Below are 17,312 nucleotides of genomic sequence, written 5' to 3' on the forward strand. Positions count from 1 at the left end.
GTTGAAAAGGCCCTGCTTTGCAGGGCCTTTGTTTTTGCGCGTTAGCCGACGCCCCCGGCAGCCGCGCCACCAGGGCCGAAGATCTTGATCATGGCGGGGGCGATGATGACGATGAACAGGACGGGCAAGAAGAACAGGATCAGGGGGACGGTGAGCTTGGGCGGCAGGGAAGCGGCTTTCTTTTCAGCTTCCATCATGCGCATTTCGCGGCCTTCTTCGGCCATGACACGCAGGGCCTGGCCAACAGAGGTGCCGTAGCGATCGGCCTGGATCAGGGCGGTCATGACGGATTTGACGCCATCGAGGCCGGTGCGGCGACCCAGGTTTTCATAGGCGCGGCCACGGTCTTCGAGAAAGGCGAGTTCGGCCGTGGTCAGGGTCAGCTCTTCGGCGAGCTCGGGGCTCTGGTGGCCGATTTCCTTGGCGACGCGCTTGAAGGCATGTTCCATGGACATGCCCGATTCTACGCAGAGCAGAAGCAGATCGAGGCAGTCAGGCCAGGCGCGCTTGATGGAGAACTGGCGCTTGGTGGTGGTGTTTTTCAGCAGAACCATGGGCAGATAGCTGCCCACGATGCCCCCGCCAATAGCGTAGACCAGGTTCAGGTAGAGTGGGCGATCGCCAGGGTTGAGGAAGAGAAGATAAACGGCGAGCGCTGCAAAGAAGCCGATCGGGGTCGCAAAGCGCATAAACAGGAACGTCGTCAAATGCCCCGGGCCGCGGAAGCCGGCCATGGCGAGCTTGTCGACGGTGGCATCGTCCTGGAACGCCTTTTTTAGGTCGAACCGCTCGACGATCTTTTTCATGTAGGTCTTGGTTTCGGCGTTGCGGCGAATGCCGCGGCCGTCCGTTACGGCCGAACCGCCGCGAAGACGTGCCATTTCCTCGGCCCGCATCTTTTCGCGCTCAAGGGCCACGCGCTTGATGCGCTCGCGCATCTCGGACTTGACGATGAAGCTCGAGCCAAAGGTGAACACCACGGCCGCGGCCGAAATGGCGGCTAGAACGGAGATCAGGAATTCGCGGTTGCTGAGTAGCGCAACGATGTTCACCGGCTATCTCCTAGTACTCGAACTTGACCATCTTGCTCATGACGAACACACCGGCCGAGAGCATGATGATGCCGATGCCGAGCCAGATATGGCCCAGCGTGCTGCTGACCAGCGGCAGCAGATAGGTCGGGGAGGTCAGGGAGACCAGGATACCCACGACAAAGGGAAGCGAGCCGATGATTCCAGCGGAGGCCTTGGCTTCGGAGGACATGGCCTTGATCTTTTGCTTCATCTTCTTGCGGTTGCGCAGCACCTTGGCAAGGTTGCCCAGCGCTTCGCTGAGATTGCCGCCGGCCTGCTGCTGAACGGTGATCACGACCACAAAGAAATTGACCTCCGGGAGCGGCACGCGGTCGAGCAGGACACCAACGGCCTCGGTCATGGACATGCCAAAAGCCTGCTGGTCGAGGACACGGCCGAACTCGGATTTGACCGGCTCCTTGGCGTCCTTGGCAACGACGCGGATGGAGTCGTTGAGGGGCAGGCCCGTCTTGACGCCGCGCACGATGGCTTCAACGGCGTTGGGCAGCTCGTCCAGGAACAGGCTCTGGTATTTCTTGCGCTTGCGGCCGACCCACCAGCGCGGGCCCAGATAAGCGGCGGCGGCGCCAAAGATGGGCGCAAGGAAAATCGGTACCTGCACCAGAACCAGCACGAGGGTGAGCACCACACCGAAGATGATGCTGTTGCGGATAAAGGTAGCAGGCTTGATGGTCATGCCGGCCTGGAACAGCAGGCGTGCCAGCGTCAGCCGCTTTCGCGCCATCAGCGAGTCGTTCTGCTGCTTGAGAACGCGCTGCACGTCCTTGCGGCGCTGATCGCGATTGCGAGCCGCGGCCGTTTCCACGCGCTTGGCACGCAGATCGCCTTGCAGGGCCTTGCGGCGTTGCTCGGCGCGCCCCCCGCCCAGGGCGGAAGGCACAAGGGCCAGGCCCAGCGCTCCGATGCAGATCGTTCCCAGCAGGGCGAGAAGAAGCATGTTCATGGGATCAGGAATCCAGCAATTCGCGCTGCTCGGTGTTGGACTTTTCGAGCGCTTCGATGAGGTTAGCTTCCTCGTTGAAATAGCGCGCGCGCTCGGCAAATTGCGGCTTGGTGATGCCGGTAGAACGGTGACGGCCGATCAGCATGCCATTGCTGTCTTCACCCAGGATATCGTAGAGGAAGATGTCCTGCGTGACGATCACATCGCCTTCCATCCCGAGGATTTCGGTAATGTGGGTTATGCGGCGCGAACCATCGCGCAGGCGGGCAGCCTGGACGACCACGTCGATGGACGAGGTGATCATTTCGCGAATGGTGCGGCTGGGCAGCGAATAGCCGCCCATGGTGATCATGGATTCAAGACGGGACAGGGCTTCGCGCGGAGAGTTGGCGTGGAGCGTTCCCATGGAGCCGTCATGGCCCGTGTTCATGGCCTGGAGCAGGTCAAAGCTCTCGGGGCCACGCACTTCGCCCACGATGATGCGTTCGGGGCGCATACGCAGGCAGTTCTTGATGAGATCGCGCATGGTGATCTCCCCCTCCCCTTCCAGATTGGGCGGGCGAGTTTCAAGGCGTACAACGTGCGGCTGCTGCAGCTGCAATTCAGCCGAGTCTTCGCAGGTGATGACGCGTTCGTCTTTTTCGATAAAGGCGGTAAGGCAGTTGAGCAGCGTGGTCTTGCCCGAACCGGTACCTCCCGAGATCAGGACATTGGCGCGCACACGCCCCAGAATGCGCAGAACCTCGGCGCCTTCGGGGGAGATGGAATTGTATTTTACCAGCTGCTGAAGGGTCAGCTTGTCCTTTTTGAACTTACGAATGGTGAGGGCTGCGCCATCGATCGCAAGTGGCGGCGCGATAACGTTGACGCGCGACCCATCAGGCAGGCGGGCGTCGCAAATGGGGGAGCTTTCATCGACGCGGCGGCCCACCTGGGACACGATGCGCTGGCATACGTTCATCAGATGGGCATCATCACGGAAGCGCACATTGGTGAGGCGCACCTTACCGGCCACTTCGATGTAGCATTTCTGCGAGCCGTTCACCATGATATCGGCGATGTCGTCCCGCGCCAGCAGGGGCTCGAGGGGCCCGTAGCCAAGGACGTCGTTGCAGATGTCCTCGAGCAGGTCTTCCTGCTCGGAAATGGACATGATGATCGACTTGAGCGCGATGATCTCGGCAACAATGTCGCGGATTTCCTCGCGGGCCGCTTCGGACTCCATGGTCGCAAGCTGGCTGAGGTCAATGGAGTCGATCAGGGCGTTGAAAATCGCGGACTTGGTCTGGAAATATTCCTTGTCGCGCGCAGCTTCGGCCGGAGCGCGGACATCCACGACCTCTTCATGGGGCCGCATGCGGGAGCCCATGGAATCGGTGTCGGTCGACCGCCGAGTGGGTGGAGAGACTTCGGCGCGCGGTGGAGCGCTGGGGATTGGCCGCGCGACTTCGCTGACGCCGGGCGTGTTGCCGCCAAAAGTGGTGCGCTTACCAAACATTGTAGTCCTACCGTTTCAGCGGGCGCTCAGGCCCGCTTCTTGAGGAACGAGGGCAGCTTCATCCGGCTCGATGACTTGCCCGCGCTGTGGGCTGCGTTGCGCCCCGTGACATGCATGCCGATGGAGCGGAACACGTCGTTGATCTTGTTGTTGGCCGACACCTCGGCGATCATCTGCCCGTTGTTGGCAGCGGTGCCGAACAGGGCCGCATCAAACGGAATCTGGCCGATCAACTCGCATTCAACCGACAGGGCAAACTCGCCGGGATTGATTTCGGGGCGCCGTGGCATCCCAACTTGGTTAAGAACCAGTGAAGGTGCGTTTTCCGTAGGGCGCAGCGCCTTGATGGTATCGGCCAAATTCTTGGCGTTTCGCAGATTGGCCAAATCTGGCTCGGCAACAATCACCAGCTCGTCAATGGTTGCAAGGGTGTGGCGCACCCAAGCGTTCCAGGCATGGGGGATGTCGAGCACCACGATAGGCATGGTGTTCTGGCACATTTCGATGATCGGCTCGAACTCGCGTTCTTCGAAGTCGAAGGTTCGGTCCAGCGTGACCGGCGCCGTCAGGAGGTTGATGTGGTTGGCCGCCTTGCTCATGAGGCGGTCCAGCATGGTCTGGTCGACCTTCTGGTTGGCCAGAACCGCATCGGCAAGGCCATGGGGCGGATCCTGGTTGAAGTTCAGGCCGGCCGTGCCGAATGGCAAATCCATGTCGAGGATCAGGCTGTCCTGCCGCAAGATTGTCGCGATGGCCCAGCACACATTGTGCGCCACCGTCGAGCCGCCAGCGCCGCCCTTGGCCGAGATGAAGCCAATGGTGCGCCCGATGGGCGCGGCGTTCTCAGCAGCGAACAGTTCGGTAATGGCCAGAACGATCTGCGCCGCAGTCGCGGGCAGCACGATGTATTCGGAAATGCCTGAGCGGATCAGGTCGCGATAGAGCACCACGTCATTGACATGGCCCAGGACCACGACGCGGGTGGATGCGTCGCAGACTTCGGCCAACCGCTCCAGCGCCATCGGAATTTCAGCGGGCGAGAGGGTGGTTTCAACGATGATGAGGTTGGGCGTCGGGTTGGACTTGTAGGTCTCGATTGCCCCGTCGATGCCGCCATTATGGGTGGTCAGCGCAACCTTGGACATGCGCCGATCATGGATCGCGCTTTCCACCAGCTGCGCCGTTTGCGAATTTTCGCAAAAGGCCTGGATGGTGATACGCGGGATCAGCCGGGCACCCTGCGCGATTTCCGTCGCGGGTTCTTCTTTGATTTTTGCGTCAGGGGTGAGGAAACTCATGAAACAAACACTCCTTCGCCAGGGACCATGGCTTCCCTAGTCGAGAATAAAACCCACCGAACCCGAGATGCTGCCGCGGATTTCGCCGGTCTTGCCCACGCCGTACATGGTCTCCAGCTTGCCCAGGAAAATCGCCTCGGCGTCGCTGGCTGGCATTGTGCGGTCGGTGGGAACGGCGATGGCGTTGAGCGGGCTGGGCGCAACCAGATAGGGCGTGACAAGGATCACCAGCTCGGTCTGCTGGGACTGGTAGTCGCGCGAGCGGAACAGGGCGCCCAAGATCGGGATATTGCCCAGGCCCGGCAATTGCTGGATCTGCTGGCTGGTGCGCTCCTGAAGCAGGCCGCCGATCGCCAGCGTCGTGCCGGGCTGGAGCTCGACCGCGGTTTTGGCAGAGCGGCTGGTCAGGGCGAAGGTGCCGGCCTGGACTTCGGAAACGCCGGTGTCGATGGTGAGTGCAACAAAGCCGTTTGACTTAACCACGGGGGTGAAGTTGAGGGTGATGCCGTAATCCTTGTAGGTGATGACAGTGTTGCCATTGTCATCCAGCACAGGGATCGGGAACTCGCCACCCACCTGGAATTCTGCGGGCTGGCCCGAGATAGCCGTCAGGGTTGGCTGGGCCAGGACGCGGAGCCCCCCGCGGGTTTCGAGCGCACGAATGGCGGCGTCGAGCTGCAGGTTGCCAATGCTGAAATCGCCAGTGCCAGCGTAAGTCGGCGTAGCGGCGGGTGCGGGTGCATTGAGGCCGAGATTGACGCTGCCGACGCTGAGGGAGCCGGAAAGATTGACGCCGAACTGCTTGGCGAGGTCGCGGTTCACTTCCGACACGGTGACCTGCAGCATGACCTGCTGATGGCCGGTGATATCGATGATGTTGGCGACGTTTTCTGGATCGCCGGCAAACTGCACGGCAATGGCCGTGGCGCGCTCCCGGTCTTCGCCGGAGAGCACGGTTCCAGTCAGCACGACGCGATTGGTGTCGTCGCCCAGAGTGACGGATTCCACCGAGATGCGCGAGCCTGGGATGACGCGGGCAAGAGCAGATTCCAGGGCGTTGCCAACTTGCGAAGGCTGTTCAATGACTTTGACGTCGAGCACCGCAATGGTGCGGCCCTGCGCATCGATGAACAGCACATTGGTGTCGCCGCCGGTTATACCCTGCAGGATCGCCCGGCTCTGGGTGCGCATGATGGCTGCGGCCACATCAGGCTGGGAGACGATCACTTCGGCCGCGCCCGCCGGCAGATCGACCAGCATGGTCTTGTTGAGTTCGATCTCGACCTTGCGCGTTGCGCCATAAGCGTTGGGCGAAACGGTGATGTGGGCTTCCTGGGCCTGCACAGCAGGGGCGCCGATCGCCGTTGCGGCCAGAAAGGCAGCAAGGGCCGTGGTCCGGAACAGGCGGGGGAGACTGTTGGTGGTCTTGGACATTGTGGTCTCCACCCTATTGGGCTTGCTGGCTGGACGCGGTGTCAGCGTCTTCGGTGGCGAGTTCCATCGGCGGGACAGGCGTCACGACAGCCTGGGGCGTGACACTGCTCACGGTGGTGCCGGCATTGATGCTCTGCTCGCGGCCGAAGCGGATCAGGCGCACGGTTTGGGTTGAATTGGTGGTGTGAGGCGCGCTTTCGGTGAAATCGGCAACCGAGCGCAGGGTGAGCGAGAGCTGGCCTTGCGTTGCGGCCGTCACCAAGGTTTCGGCCTGGGCGGGGTCCAGCTCAAGAGTGGCGATCGTCGCGTCATCAAAGGTGATGGGGGTGGGTGACGAGGCTGCGGGATCTTCCTGGCCGCCGCTCGTGCCCACTTCTCCCAGCCGCTTGCCAATGGCCATGATGCGCACATTGGACAGGACAACTTCGGAGAACTGGCCGGCATCGGTGCTGCGCGTGAGGAGGACGTCCACGCGATCGTTCGGCAGGATAAAGCCGCCGGCGCTGGAGGCGGCCGTTACGGGGACGGACACGCCGCGCTTGCCTTCAGCCAGCACGGCCGAAAGATAGCCCTGGTCGGTGTGGGCAAGCTTGGCCTCGCGGATCGGCTCGCCGGGGAAGAATTCGAAACGCGCAACGGCGCCGGTGAGATCGGTGGTGGCCTCGGGCATGGCAGCGATGGTGACATATTCGGGGCGCACGGCGCCTTCGGGCCAGTCTTGCCATTGCAGGTTCGTTTGGGATAGCCGCTCGCCAACGCCGATAGGCAGGCTCGCGACTAGAACTTGCGTCTTGGCTTCCTCGATCACTTCGGTGGTGACGATCTGTTCCGGCGTGGAACCGCCACCGCGCGTCACCAGAAAGGCCGCGAGACCACCAGCAACAATGGCCACGAGCAGCAATATCAATCGGGCCGGCTTCATCTGTCACTCCGGTTACAGGCAGGACGGAGACGTCCTTATCCACCGGGTGAAGTGTGAACCCAAAGGGTCAAAGTTTGGTTAATCGAAACTTTGCCGGGAGAGTTAACGCGGCGTTGATTCTATGAAAGTGCAAGTCTGATACGGCTTGGAGTTTCCTGACTAAGCGGTGAGGCGCTCAAATATGGCCGAATTGGAATAGACCAGCAGGCCTGCGGCGGCGAGCGCGACGCCGTAGGGCACGCCGGACTTGCGGTCATGGAGGCGCTCGATCCAGCGGAAGCGGGCGATAAACGGGGTGAGCGGCAGACGACGGAAGGAAAGGATCAGGAGGGTCAAAGCGCCGCCCAGCAGACCGGCATAGACGATAAAGGGAAGCGCGAGCCCGAAGCCAAGCCAGAGCGAGGTGGCAGCTGCAAGTTTGGCGTCGCCGCCGCCGATCCAGCCAAAGGCGAAAAAGGCAAAGCCGACGACGAGCACCACAAGGGCGCAGGTCAGGTGCATGGCAAATTCTGCGAGCGGCAGGCCGGTTGCTAGGGCCACGATCAGGAAAGCGCCGACTAGAAGCATCACCAGCTTGTTGGAAATGCGCATGGTCAGGAGGTCCGAGGTGGCGGCAAAGGCCATCGCGAAGGGAAATATCAGCAGCGCTAGGGAGGACATGGCGGACTCCGGATCGGTTTGCCGGAAGGATAAAGCGCCAGGGTTAAGGAAAACGAAAAAGGAGGGCATGATGCCCCCCTTAGACGCGCTAAAAAGTTCGGTCAGCCACCAGTGCCAGCGCTAGCGCCAGCTGTGGTCTTTGCGGTCTCGCCCGCCAAACGGGTGGCGATACCGCCAAAAAGACCCGAAAGGTTGCCACCAAGGGTGGTTGCTGCTGCGATGATACCGACAGCGATAAGGGCGGCGATCAGGCCGTATTCAATTGCGGTTGCGCCAGACTCGTCCTGCGCGAAGCGTGCGAAGATGTTCATTACCAGGCTCCAGTTTCTACGTCATCCAGTGACGCTCATCGTTCGACACGTCACACATCGAACACTGGCGAAATTATTGGTCACATCTTGAGATAGTGTTAAACGGAGCGCTCGCTGATCGAAGCAAATCAAGCAGATTTCCGCATGTTTATCAGCAGGTTAATGGAACACTTCTCATTTTATCCAATGGGCACCGTTTGCAGCTCTACATGCGGGAAGGAGGCACAATACTTCCGCAGATAGTACGCCTCAAGTTTATCTGGCGCAGAATGCAGTGCGCGTCAGCACTATACAAGGGCCACGGAAACTTTCACCACTGGTGCTGTTTGCAAAATGTTCACCATTCCGGTGGAAACTGGTTGGCGTTGTAGTTGAGTAGCCGGACCAGTCCCCATGCGTAAAAACCTTACCCTTGTTCTTGCCGTGGCTCTGTTCGGCTCCGCCTTGACGCCGCTTGCAGCTCTTGCGGCCGACGCGCCCATCAATGTCAATGTGAACATGGCGCGTATCCTGCGCATCAATGCGTCGGCTGCAACGGTGATCGTGGGCAATCCTGGCATTGCGGACGTCTTGATCCAGGATCCACAGACGCTGGTGCTGACCGGCAAGAGCTATGGGCAGACAAATCTGATCGTACTCGACAGCCAGGGTCAGCCGATTGCCGACACGATCGTTGAGGTGGTGCAGATGCAGGCGGGAACGCTGACCGTGTACCAGGGTCAGGCACGCACCAGCCTTGCTTGTGCGCCGATCTGCCAGAGCACAGTCACCATGGGTGACGATCCCGGCTTCTCCGGGCAGGCGGTTGCCTCAGCGCAGCTGATCCAGACCATTGGGCAAAACTAGACCGGCTGTTAGTGCTTCATTAACGCCGTTGGGACTCCGCCGCGCCGTATGCGGCGTCGTAAATATCCGATTAGTGACATGCTCCTAGACTAGACCCGCAAGGAGAGCGTGGCCTTTGTCCAGCAGGATCGCATCGAAGATTGCCAGAGCGCTGTTGGGCAACCGACGGGGCAAGTTCACGCGTGATGAACACGGCGCTGTTGCAGTCGAGTTTGGCCTCCTCGCCCTGCCTTTTTTCGCCATTGTTGCGGCAATCCTGGAAACGGCGGTTGTCTTCCTTTCCGGGCAGATTCTTGACGCTGCAGTGCAGGATGTCAGCCGTTTGATCCGCACGGGCCAGGTTCACCAGATGGGAATCAACAGCCCTGCCAAGTTCAAGGAACGCGTTTGCGATCGGCTTTATGGATTGTTCCGGGACTGCGATGCCTTGCACGTCGAGGTTAAGAAGCAGAATTCGGATCGTTTTGCTGACGTCACAATCACTGCCCCATTAGACCTTGCCAACTGCAAAGTGGACGCTTGCGACTGGACCCGCCCCGAGACTTTCAATGCCGGCGAAGGCTCGAGCCTCATTGTGGTGCAAGTCTATTACAAATGGCCCACGATCATTGACATCGGCGGCGCTCACCTCGGCAATCTGGGCGATGGCACGCGGCTGATGAGTGGCACCACGGTTCTGCGCAATGAGCCATACACATGAGATTGGCCAAGTGTTTCGCAGCAAAGCTCCGGTCGTTCAGAATTGCGGAGAACGGTGCTGCGGCGGTGGAATTTGCCTTGATCCTGCCAGCCATGCTGATCCTCTATGTAGGAGCCAATGAAGCTAGCATGTTGATCAGCATGGACCGCAAGGTGCAGCTGATATCGGGCGCGGTGGGGGATCTGGTGGCGCGTACGGACACGGATATCAGTTCGGGCGACCTTCAGAACTATGTCAATGTCGCGGGGGGGATCATCTCTCCCTATGTGGTCGACGGCATGGTGCAGATCGTGAGCCAGGTAAAAGTCGAGAACGGAAAAGCGAAGGTCGTCTGGTCGCGCGGCTTTGACGACCAGGAACCCGACCCCAAGCTCGATCGGGCTGATGGCGCGGAATATGTCCTGCCACAGGCCGTGCTCGATATTGCGGAGGGCGATCACGTCATCGTTGCGGAAACCCGCCTGCCCTATACCCCGCTTTACGGAATCGTCTACACCAGTCCGGTGACGCTTTACCGCGAAAACTTCTTCATGCCCCGCTTCGGTGGACGGATAAGACTCGACGGGCGCTGACGCGCTTGCGCCGTGCGGAGCCACGTGCCACAAACCGGCATATTCTCCCACCCGCCAGAGTTTTCCCATGACCGATACGCTTATTCCCGTTTTTGATCTTGGCGGCGTGTTCGTCGACTGGAACCCGATGTACCTCTTCCGCAAGCTCTTCGAGAGCGAGGAAGACGCTTTGTGGTTTCACCAGAGCGTTTGCACGCTGAACTGGAATCTGGAATTCGACGCGGGTGAAATCTATTCCGAAGGCGTTGCCAAGCTCATCACGCGCTTTCCGAAGTATTGGCGCGAAATCCAGGCGTTTGATTTGCGCTGGAAAGAAACGTTGGGCGACTTCATCCAGGGCACGATCGAGATCCACGATGAACTGGTTGATCAGGAAATACCCACCTTCGCCATCACCAATTTCTCCTGGGAAAAGTGGGTAAGTTGCCTGCCGGAATGGCCATTCCTCGAAAAGTTCGATGGCGTGATTGTTTCAGGGCTTGAGGGCCTGGTTAAACCGGATCCGCGCATCTACCGCGTTTTCTGTGAACGCTACGGCGTGGCGCCAGAGAATTGCGTGTTCATCGACGACAGCGAGCCCAATATTTCTTCGGCACGCAAGTTCGGGATGCATGGGATTCACTTCACCGATCCGGTTGCGTTGCGGCGCGAACTGATCGGCCTGGGATTGCCACTCAAGGCGAAGTGAGGCGTTCAGCCGAAGCGGCCGCCCTTCCCGATGACTTCGATCTGATATCCGTCGGGATCGGCGATGAAGAAAAAGCGGGCGACGGGCACGTCACCGTTCTTGAAATCGACGAGCTTGCGCGGACCATAGCCCAGTTCGCTTAGGCGCGCGTGCTCGGCGTCCACATCGTCTACGACGAATGCCAGATGCCCATAGCCATCGCCGAGATCATAGGGCTCGGTGCGGCCGAAATTGACGGTAAGTTCCAGCTCGAAGCTGCCCGTCTCTGTCGCTAGATAGATCAGCGCGAACTCGGGAAATTCGATGCGCTCCTGCACCTTCAACCCGAAGGCCTGTTCGTAGAAATCAACCGAACGAGCCTCATCAAGGACCCGGATCATTGAATGGACAATCTTGGCCATCTCAGCGGGTCCCGTACATGCGGTCGCCGGCGTCGCCGAGGCCTGGGATAATATAGCCCTGCTCGTTGAGGTGGCTGTCAATGGCAGCGGTAAAAACCGGCACGTCGGGATGGTGCTCGGTGAACCGTTTGACGCCTTCAGGCGCCGCCAGAAGGCAGAGGAACCGGATGTCGTTTGCGCCGAGCTGCTTGAGCTTGTCGATGGCTACGGTGGCGGAATTGGCGGTCGCCAACATCGGGTCCACTACGATGATCAGGCGATCCTCAAGGTTGGACGGGGCCTTGAAATAATATTCAACCGGCTCCAGCGTCTCATGGTCACGATACATGCCGATATGGGCAACGCGAGCTGCCGGGACGAGGTCCAGCATGCCATCAAGCAGGCCATTGCCGGCGCGCAGGATCGAGGCAAAGACGAGCTTCTTGCCCTTGATGGCAGGTGACTTCATGGGCGACATCGGCGTTTCGATATCAATCATCTCGAGTTCGAGATCGCGAGTGACCTCGTAGCACATGAGATGCGCGATTTCGCGCAGAAGGCGCCGGAAACCGGCGATGGAGGTCTCCTTGTTGCGCATGATGGTCAGCTTGTGCTGGATCAGCGGATGATCGATCACCGTCACATTGCCGACTTTGTTGCTCATGAAACCAACCTGGTGTTTTAAAGAAAACTTCTGCCATGACGGCCGGGCGGGAGGCCAAGCCAATGGGCAATACTCTCGCCAATATCTGCGAAGGTGGAGCGAATGCCAAGTTCGCCTTGCGACAGGCTTGGGGAAAAGAGCAGGATCGGCACTTGTTCGCGGGTGTGATCAGTCCCCGTCCAGGTGGGATCGTTGCCGTGATCGGCGGTGAGGATCAGCAAATCGTCCTGGAGGAGCTTTGAGATGATCTCAGGCAGGCGGCTGTCGAAGAGCTCAAGTGCCGCGGCATAGCCCGGCACGTCGCGGCGATGGCCGTATTCGCTGTCGAAATCTACGAAGTTGGTCATGATCAACGCCCGATCAGCGGCCATTTCCATGGCATCGAGCGTTTTGTCGAAGAGCTGCGGGATGCCGGTGCCCTTGATCTTGTGGGTGACGCCATGGCCGGCATAGATGTCCGAAATCTTGCCGATGGCATAGACCTGGTTGCCGGCGGCCTGGTTGCGATCGAGCAGGGTTGGCTCGGGCGGCGCGATGGCAAAGTCGCGACGGTTGCCGGTGCGCCTGAAGCTGGTGGCATCCTCCCCGATAAAGGGGCGGGCGATCACGCGTCCGATCATCATTGGCGCGGTGAGCTCGAAGGCGATCTGGCAAATGTCGTATAGCCGGTCGAGGCCGAAATGGGTTTCGTGGGCCGCGATCTGGAAGACGCTGTCGATGGAGGTGTAGCAGATGGGCTTGCCGGTGCGGATATGTTCCTCGCCCATCGCGGCAATAATGTCGGTGCCGGAGGCATGCTTGTCGCCGAGGATGCCGGGCAGTTTGGCGCGCTCCACGAACTCGGCAATGAGATGGGGCGAGAAGGCAGGCTCGCTTTCAGCGAAATAGCCCCATTCGAAGGGAACAGGAACGCCGGCGATTTCCCAATGCCCGGAAGGTGTGTCCTTGCCCTTGCTCACTTCGCGGCCAACGCCGAAGCGACCGCCCTTGGCTGTTGGGGAAAGACCCGGCGGGAGCGTGCCAGTGGAGAGCTGAATGGCAGCGCCAATACCCAAGGCATCGAGGTTGGGGACATGGAGGGGGCCGGAGCGGAGCCCGTCGCGATCAGCACGACCGGAGGCAGCCCACTCGGAGATATGGCCGAAGGTGTTGGATCCCACATCGCCGTATTTGTCGGCGTCGGGCGCGCCGCCAATGCCGACGCTATCAAGAATGCAGAGGATGGCGCGCGGCATGGATCTACTCCTAAGGTCTTGGTTCATCGTCATTGCCCGGCTTGTCCGGGCAATGACGATAGGAGGCGAAGTCTTTTATGCGCCGGAAATCCTTGCGGCAATGAGCGGGGCGCCTGGTGCAGCGTCGCTCAGCTTATACGCGGCCCGAAGACGTGCGGTTGCATCGGCGGCGGAGGCTTCGTCGCGGGCGTGGATGCGGGCGATAGGGGTAGTTCGGTCTATCCTGGCGCCAAGCGGAGCCAGGCGATCGAAGCCGACAGTGTAGTCGATGGGGTCCGTGGGCGTGGTGCGGCCGCCGCCGAGGGCGACAACGGCCATGCCGACGCCGCGCGTGTCGATCTCCGTGATCTCCCCCTCCGTGTCGGCCAAGACATCGCGAATGATGGGTGCGGCTTGAAGATGGTGGTCCATGCGTTCGATGAAATCGGTAGGGCCGCCCAGTTCAGCGACCATGCGCGCGAAGCGCTCGGCCGCCGCTCCGCTGTCGAGCGCTTTTTGGACCATCGTCCGGGCGGAAGCGGTGTCCTCGGCTTTGCCGGCCATGAGGGCGAGTTCAGCACAAAGGGCGAGCGTAACCTCGCGCAGGCGCGGGTCCTGGTGCTTGCCGGAAAGGAACTCAACGGCATTGCGGACCTCGAGGCCATTGCCGGCGGCGCTGGCGAGGGGCTCGTTCATGTCGGTGATAAGAGCGGAAGTCTTGAGCCCTGCCCCATTAGCGACGGACACAAGGCTTTGGGCGAGCTCGCGGGATTTTTCCAGCGTCGGCATGAAGGCGCCCGAACCGGTTTTGACGTCGAGCACCAGGGCACCAAGGCCGGCGGCGAGTTTCTTGGAAAGGATGGACGCCGTGATGAGGGGAATGGATTCCACCGTACCTGTCACGTCGCGGATGGCGTAGAGCGTCTTGTCGGCGGGGGCGAGGTCGGCGGTCTGGCCGATAATGGCGCAGCCGGCTGACTGGACCACCTTGCGGAACTGGGCGTTGTCGGGGCTGGTGGCGTAGCCGGGGATGGCATCGAACTTGTCGAGCGTGCCGCCGGTATGGCCAAGGCCCCGGCCCGAGATCATGGGCACGTAGATGCTGATGGCGGCAAGGATCGGCGCGAGCATAAGCGAGACATTGTCCCCGACGCCGCCGGTCGAATGCTTATCGGCCACGGGGCCGTCGAGATCGGACCAATCGAGCACCGTGCCGCTGTCGCGCATGGAGAGGGTCAGCGCTACCCGTTCGGGCATGGACATGTCCTGGAAGTACACGGCCATGGCGAAGGCAGCGGCTTGGGCGTGGGAGACGGTGCCTTGGGCGAAACCGGCGATGAAATCAGAGATCTCGGTAGGCGTCAGAGCCTTGCCGTTGCGCTTTTTGATGATGACTTCTTGGGGGAGGAAGACCATGGGACTTTCTGCTTTCCCGAACTCAGTACACCCACATTGTCACCCCGCGAAGGCTGGGGTCCATCCTGAGACGTGTGTTCGCTGTGGTATCTCAGGATGGATCCCGGCCTTCGCCGGGATGACATCGCGTTTGTTGAGTATTTAAGCTCCGTACGGAACCCAGACGTTCTTGACCTGCGTAGCCTTGCTCAGGAAGTAGTCGCCTTCAAAGCGCCGGTCGGCGAGGTCGTAGTAGAGGCCGCGGCTGGTCCAGGTTTGCTTGAGGTTGCCCGCGGAGGCCTTTTCGACCATCGCAGAGGTTTGCGCGTCGCCGGCAAACCAGAGGCCATCCACGCCGTCATGTTCGGCTAGCGTCTTGGCGAGCGTGGCGCTGTCGCCGGTGACGATGTTGACCACGCCTGAGGGGATGTCCGAGGTTTCGATGACCTGGTAGAGGTCGGTGATGCTGAGGGGCGAGCGCGCGGAGGGAACAAGGACCACCGTGTTACCCATCGCCAATGCCGGGGCAAGCAGGGCAATTGAGCCCAGGAGCGGGCGCGAGGGTGGCGCGACGATGCCTAGGACGCCGAGGGGTTCGATCATGGAGGCGGCAATCGCGCGCATAGGTGGATTGTGGACGGCGCCATCATATTTGTCGGCCCAGCCGGCAAAGGCAAAAAGCCGCTCGACAGAGAGGGCAACTTCTTCAGCGCCGTCTTCGCCGGTTTGAGCCTTGATGCGCCTGGCGAACTCGTCGCGGCGGTAGTCGAGGTTTTCGGCAAGGAAATAGAGGATCTGCGCGCGGGAATGCGCGGATGTGGTGGACCAGCCAAGGGCAGCGCGCGCGCCTTCCACGGCATTGCGGATGTCCTTGCGGTTGCCGTCACCGACTTCGCCGATAGTTTCGCCGTTGGGTGCTAGGACAGCGCGGCTGTAACCGCTGTCAGGCCGCGCCTGCTTGCCGCCGATATACATCTTGGCAGTTTGGTCGAGATGGTCACGATCCAGAGGGTTCGTGCCACGCCCTCGTGGTTCGACAGGCTCACCATGAGGGCTACTGGTCGTTGGCGCGAGGTGCTTTTCCCAAGCGGGCTTCAAATAGGCGCTCACGCCCTCGCGGCCGCCTTCGCGACCGAAGCCGGATTCCTTGTAGCCGCCGAAGCCCACTGCCGCGTCGAAATTGTTGGTGCCGTTGATCCAGACAACGCCTGCCTTGATCTTGGGGGCGATGTCGAGGGCGAGATTGATGTTCTCGCTCCAGATGGTGGCGGCAAGGCCGTATTTGGTGTTGTTGGCGAGGGCGACGGCTTCCTCGGGCGTGCGGAAGCTCATGGCGACGAGGACGGGGCCAAAGATTTCCTCGGCGACAAGGGTGTTGGCCGGGGAGACATTGGTGACGAGAGCGGGCTTAAGGAAGCAGCCGGCGTCGGGCAACGTCATGTTGTCGGGCTCATAGATCATCGCGCCTTCGGCAGCGCCGCGCGTCATAAGATCACGGATACGCTCGACCTGGACGGGTGCGACCATGGCGCCGATATCCACGGATTTATCGAGCGGGTCTCCGACGCGCAGGGTTGCCATGCGCTTCTTGAGCTTGGTGATGAAGCGCTCTTCGATGCTTTCCTGCACCAGGAGGCGGGAGCCGGCGCAGCAGACCTGGCCCTGGTTGAACCAGATGGCGTCGACCAGGCCCTCGATGGCGGAGTCGATGTCAGCGTCTTCAAAGACGATGTAGGGTGACTTGCCGCCCAGCTCGAGCGAGAGGCCCTTGCCGGTACCGGCGGTCGCCATGCGGATGGCCTTGCCGACTTCGGTCGAGCCGGTGAAGGCGATCTTGTCGATGCCTTGGTGGGCAACAATGGCCTGGCCGGTTTCGCCCTGGCCGGTGACGATGTTGACGACGCCCTTGGGCAGGCTGATGCGCTGGCAGATTTCGGCGAAGAGGAGCGCGGTGAGCGAGGTGAACTCGGCGGGTTTCAAGATCACCGTATTGCCGGCGGCAAGCGCCGGGGCGATCTTCCAGGCGAGCATCAGCAGCGGGAAGTTCCACGGGATAATCTGGCCGCAGACGCCGTAGGGCACGTGGTCGGGAAACACGCGCTGGAGGTGCTGGGCCCAGCCGGCGTGGTGGTAAAAATGGCGCGCGACCAGGGGAATGTCGATGTCGCGGGATTCGCGGATGGGCTTGCCGTTGTCGAGGGTTTCCAGAACCGAAAACAGGCGGGCGTGCTTTTGGACCGCGCGGGCTATGGCGTAGAGGTATTTGCCGCGTTCGTAGCCGCTGAGAGAGCTCCAAGGGCCGAAGGCGGCGCGGGCGGCGCTGACGGCGAGGTCGATGTCGGCTTGTGTACCTTCGGTGAGGTCAGCCAGTTTCTCGCCGGTAGCGGGATTCTCGGTGTTGAAAATCGTGCCGGGTTCGGTCCACTCGCCATCGATGAAGTGGCCGAAGCGGCGCTCGTGCCCATCCAGCCATGCGATCGCCTGGTCGGCGGCTTCGGGAGCGGGACCATATTCGAGCGTTTCGAAAATTTGTGCGATCTTGTTCATTTGGTTTCCTTCCAACCGAACCCCATGATCGTCATCACCGGCTTGTCCCGGTGATCCATCTGCGCGCATCAAGCATGCGAACTTCAGGATGGATTGCCGGGACAAGCCCGACAATGACGGCGGTGTGGGATCGAGGCCTCCTCCTT

17 protein-coding genes are annotated in these 17,312 nt (G+C 60.9%); 4 read left to right on the forward strand and 13 right to left on the reverse strand.

The genetic code is table 11. The annotated features are described in order from the left end of the window. Window positions 1–41: 41 nt before the first annotated feature. The 8 genes from DDE77_RS03335 to DDE77_RS03370 form a co-directional block, all read right to left on the reverse strand. The gene (locus tag DDE77_RS03335; RefSeq protein WP_342748540.1) at window positions 42–1,052 is read right to left on the reverse strand and encodes a type II secretion system F family protein; all 1,011 of its coding nucleotides are present in this window, start codon (window positions 1,050–1,052) and stop codon (window positions 42–44) included. Between the two features lie 10 nt (window positions 1,053–1,062). Then, window positions 1,063–2,037: a type II secretion system F family protein gene (locus DDE77_RS03340; RefSeq protein ID WP_108396025.1), complete on the reverse strand. Its 975-nt coding sequence runs from the start codon at window positions 2,035–2,037 to the stop codon at window positions 1,063–1,065. Between the two features lie 4 nt (window positions 2,038–2,041). After that, window positions 2,042–3,535 carry a TadA family conjugal transfer-associated ATPase gene (locus DDE77_RS03345; RefSeq protein ID WP_245895066.1) on the reverse strand — a complete coding sequence of 498 codons (1,494 nt, stop codon included), beginning with the start codon at window positions 3,533–3,535 and terminating at the stop codon, window positions 2,042–2,044. 26 nt (window positions 3,536–3,561) lie between these two features. Further along, on the reverse strand, window positions 3,562–4,833 hold the full coding sequence (locus DDE77_RS03350; RefSeq protein ID WP_108396026.1) for a CpaE/TadZ family protein: 1,272 nt from the start codon (window positions 4,831–4,833) through the stop codon (window positions 3,562–3,564). Window positions 4,834–4,869: 36 nt separating this feature from the next. Beyond that, window positions 4,870–6,267: a type II and III secretion system protein family protein gene (locus tag DDE77_RS03355; protein ID WP_157959653.1), complete on the reverse strand. Its 1,398-nt coding sequence runs from the start codon at window positions 6,265–6,267 to the stop codon at window positions 4,870–4,872. A gap of 13 nt (window positions 6,268–6,280) precedes the next feature. Continuing rightward, a complete protein-coding gene (gene cpaB, locus DDE77_RS03360) occupies window positions 6,281–7,189 on the reverse strand; it encodes a Flp pilus assembly protein CpaB (protein WP_108396028.1) in 909 nt (302 codons plus the stop codon). A gap of 159 nt (window positions 7,190–7,348) precedes the next feature. Next, entirely contained in the window at window positions 7,349–7,918 is a 570-nt protein-coding gene (locus DDE77_RS03365; RefSeq protein WP_245895067.1) for an A24 family peptidase, read from the reverse strand. Between the two features lie 32 nt (window positions 7,919–7,950). Beyond that, window positions 7,951–8,160 carry a Flp family type IVb pilin gene (locus tag DDE77_RS03370; RefSeq protein WP_108396029.1) on the reverse strand — a complete coding sequence of 70 codons (210 nt, stop codon included), beginning with the start codon at window positions 8,158–8,160 and terminating at the stop codon, window positions 7,951–7,953. Window positions 8,161–8,553: 393 nt separating this feature from the next. On the opposite strand from DDE77_RS03370, the gene DDE77_RS03375 reads away from it, so the two are divergent. The 4 genes from DDE77_RS03375 (at window position 8,554) to DDE77_RS03390 (ending at window position 10,966) form a co-directional block, all read left to right on the forward strand. Then, window positions 8,554–9,006: a pilus assembly protein N-terminal domain-containing protein gene (locus DDE77_RS03375; protein WP_108396030.1), complete on the forward strand. Its 453-nt coding sequence runs from the start codon at window positions 8,554–8,556 to the stop codon at window positions 9,004–9,006. Between the two features lie 115 nt (window positions 9,007–9,121). Continuing rightward, the gene (locus tag DDE77_RS03380; protein WP_108396031.1) at window positions 9,122–9,706 is read left to right on the forward strand and encodes a TadE/TadG family type IV pilus assembly protein; all 585 of its coding nucleotides are present in this window, start codon (window positions 9,122–9,124) and stop codon (window positions 9,704–9,706) included. Continuing rightward, window positions 9,703–10,278 carry a TadE/TadG family type IV pilus assembly protein gene (locus DDE77_RS03385; RefSeq protein ID WP_108396032.1) on the forward strand — a complete coding sequence of 192 codons (576 nt, stop codon included), beginning with the start codon at window positions 9,703–9,705 and terminating at the stop codon, window positions 10,276–10,278. Before DDE77_RS03380 ends, DDE77_RS03385 begins: the two co-directional genes overlap by 4 nt. Window positions 10,279–10,345: 67 nt before the next feature. Next, window positions 10,346–10,966 (forward strand): HAD family hydrolase, encoded by a 621-nt coding sequence (locus DDE77_RS03390; RefSeq protein ID WP_108396033.1) that lies wholly within the window; start codon window positions 10,346–10,348, stop codon window positions 10,964–10,966. Between the two features lie 5 nt (window positions 10,967–10,971). Here the strand turns inward: DDE77_RS03390 and DDE77_RS03395 are convergent, their stop codons facing one another. The 5 genes from DDE77_RS03395 to DDE77_RS03415 form a co-directional block, all read right to left on the reverse strand. Continuing rightward, window positions 10,972–11,367: a VOC family protein gene (locus DDE77_RS03395; RefSeq protein WP_108396034.1), complete on the reverse strand. Its 396-nt coding sequence runs from the start codon at window positions 11,365–11,367 to the stop codon at window positions 10,972–10,974. Between the two features lies 1 nt (window position 11,368). Continuing rightward, window positions 11,369–12,010: a uracil phosphoribosyltransferase gene (gene upp, locus DDE77_RS03400; RefSeq protein ID WP_108396035.1), complete on the reverse strand. Its 642-nt coding sequence runs from the start codon at window positions 12,008–12,010 to the stop codon at window positions 11,369–11,371. Between the two features lie 17 nt (window positions 12,011–12,027). Then, window positions 12,028–13,245, reverse strand: a complete 1,218-nt coding sequence (locus DDE77_RS03405; RefSeq protein WP_108396036.1) for a phosphopentomutase — start codon at window positions 13,243–13,245, stop codon at window positions 12,028–12,030. A gap of 75 nt (window positions 13,246–13,320) precedes the next feature. Continuing rightward, the gene (gene deoA, locus DDE77_RS03410; protein ID WP_108396037.1) at window positions 13,321–14,640 is read right to left on the reverse strand and encodes a thymidine phosphorylase; all 1,320 of its coding nucleotides are present in this window, start codon (window positions 14,638–14,640) and stop codon (window positions 13,321–13,323) included. Window positions 14,641–14,781: 141 nt separating this feature from the next. Next, on the reverse strand, window positions 14,782–17,166 hold the full coding sequence (locus DDE77_RS03415) for an aldehyde dehydrogenase family protein (protein ID WP_108396038.1): 2,385 nt from the start codon (window positions 17,164–17,166) through the stop codon (window positions 14,782–14,784). Window positions 17,167–17,312 lie beyond the last annotated feature (146 nt).

The organism is Devosia submarina (assembly GCF_003056345.1).
GTDB lineage: Bacteria > Pseudomonadota > Alphaproteobacteria > Rhizobiales > Devosiaceae > Devosia > Devosia submarina.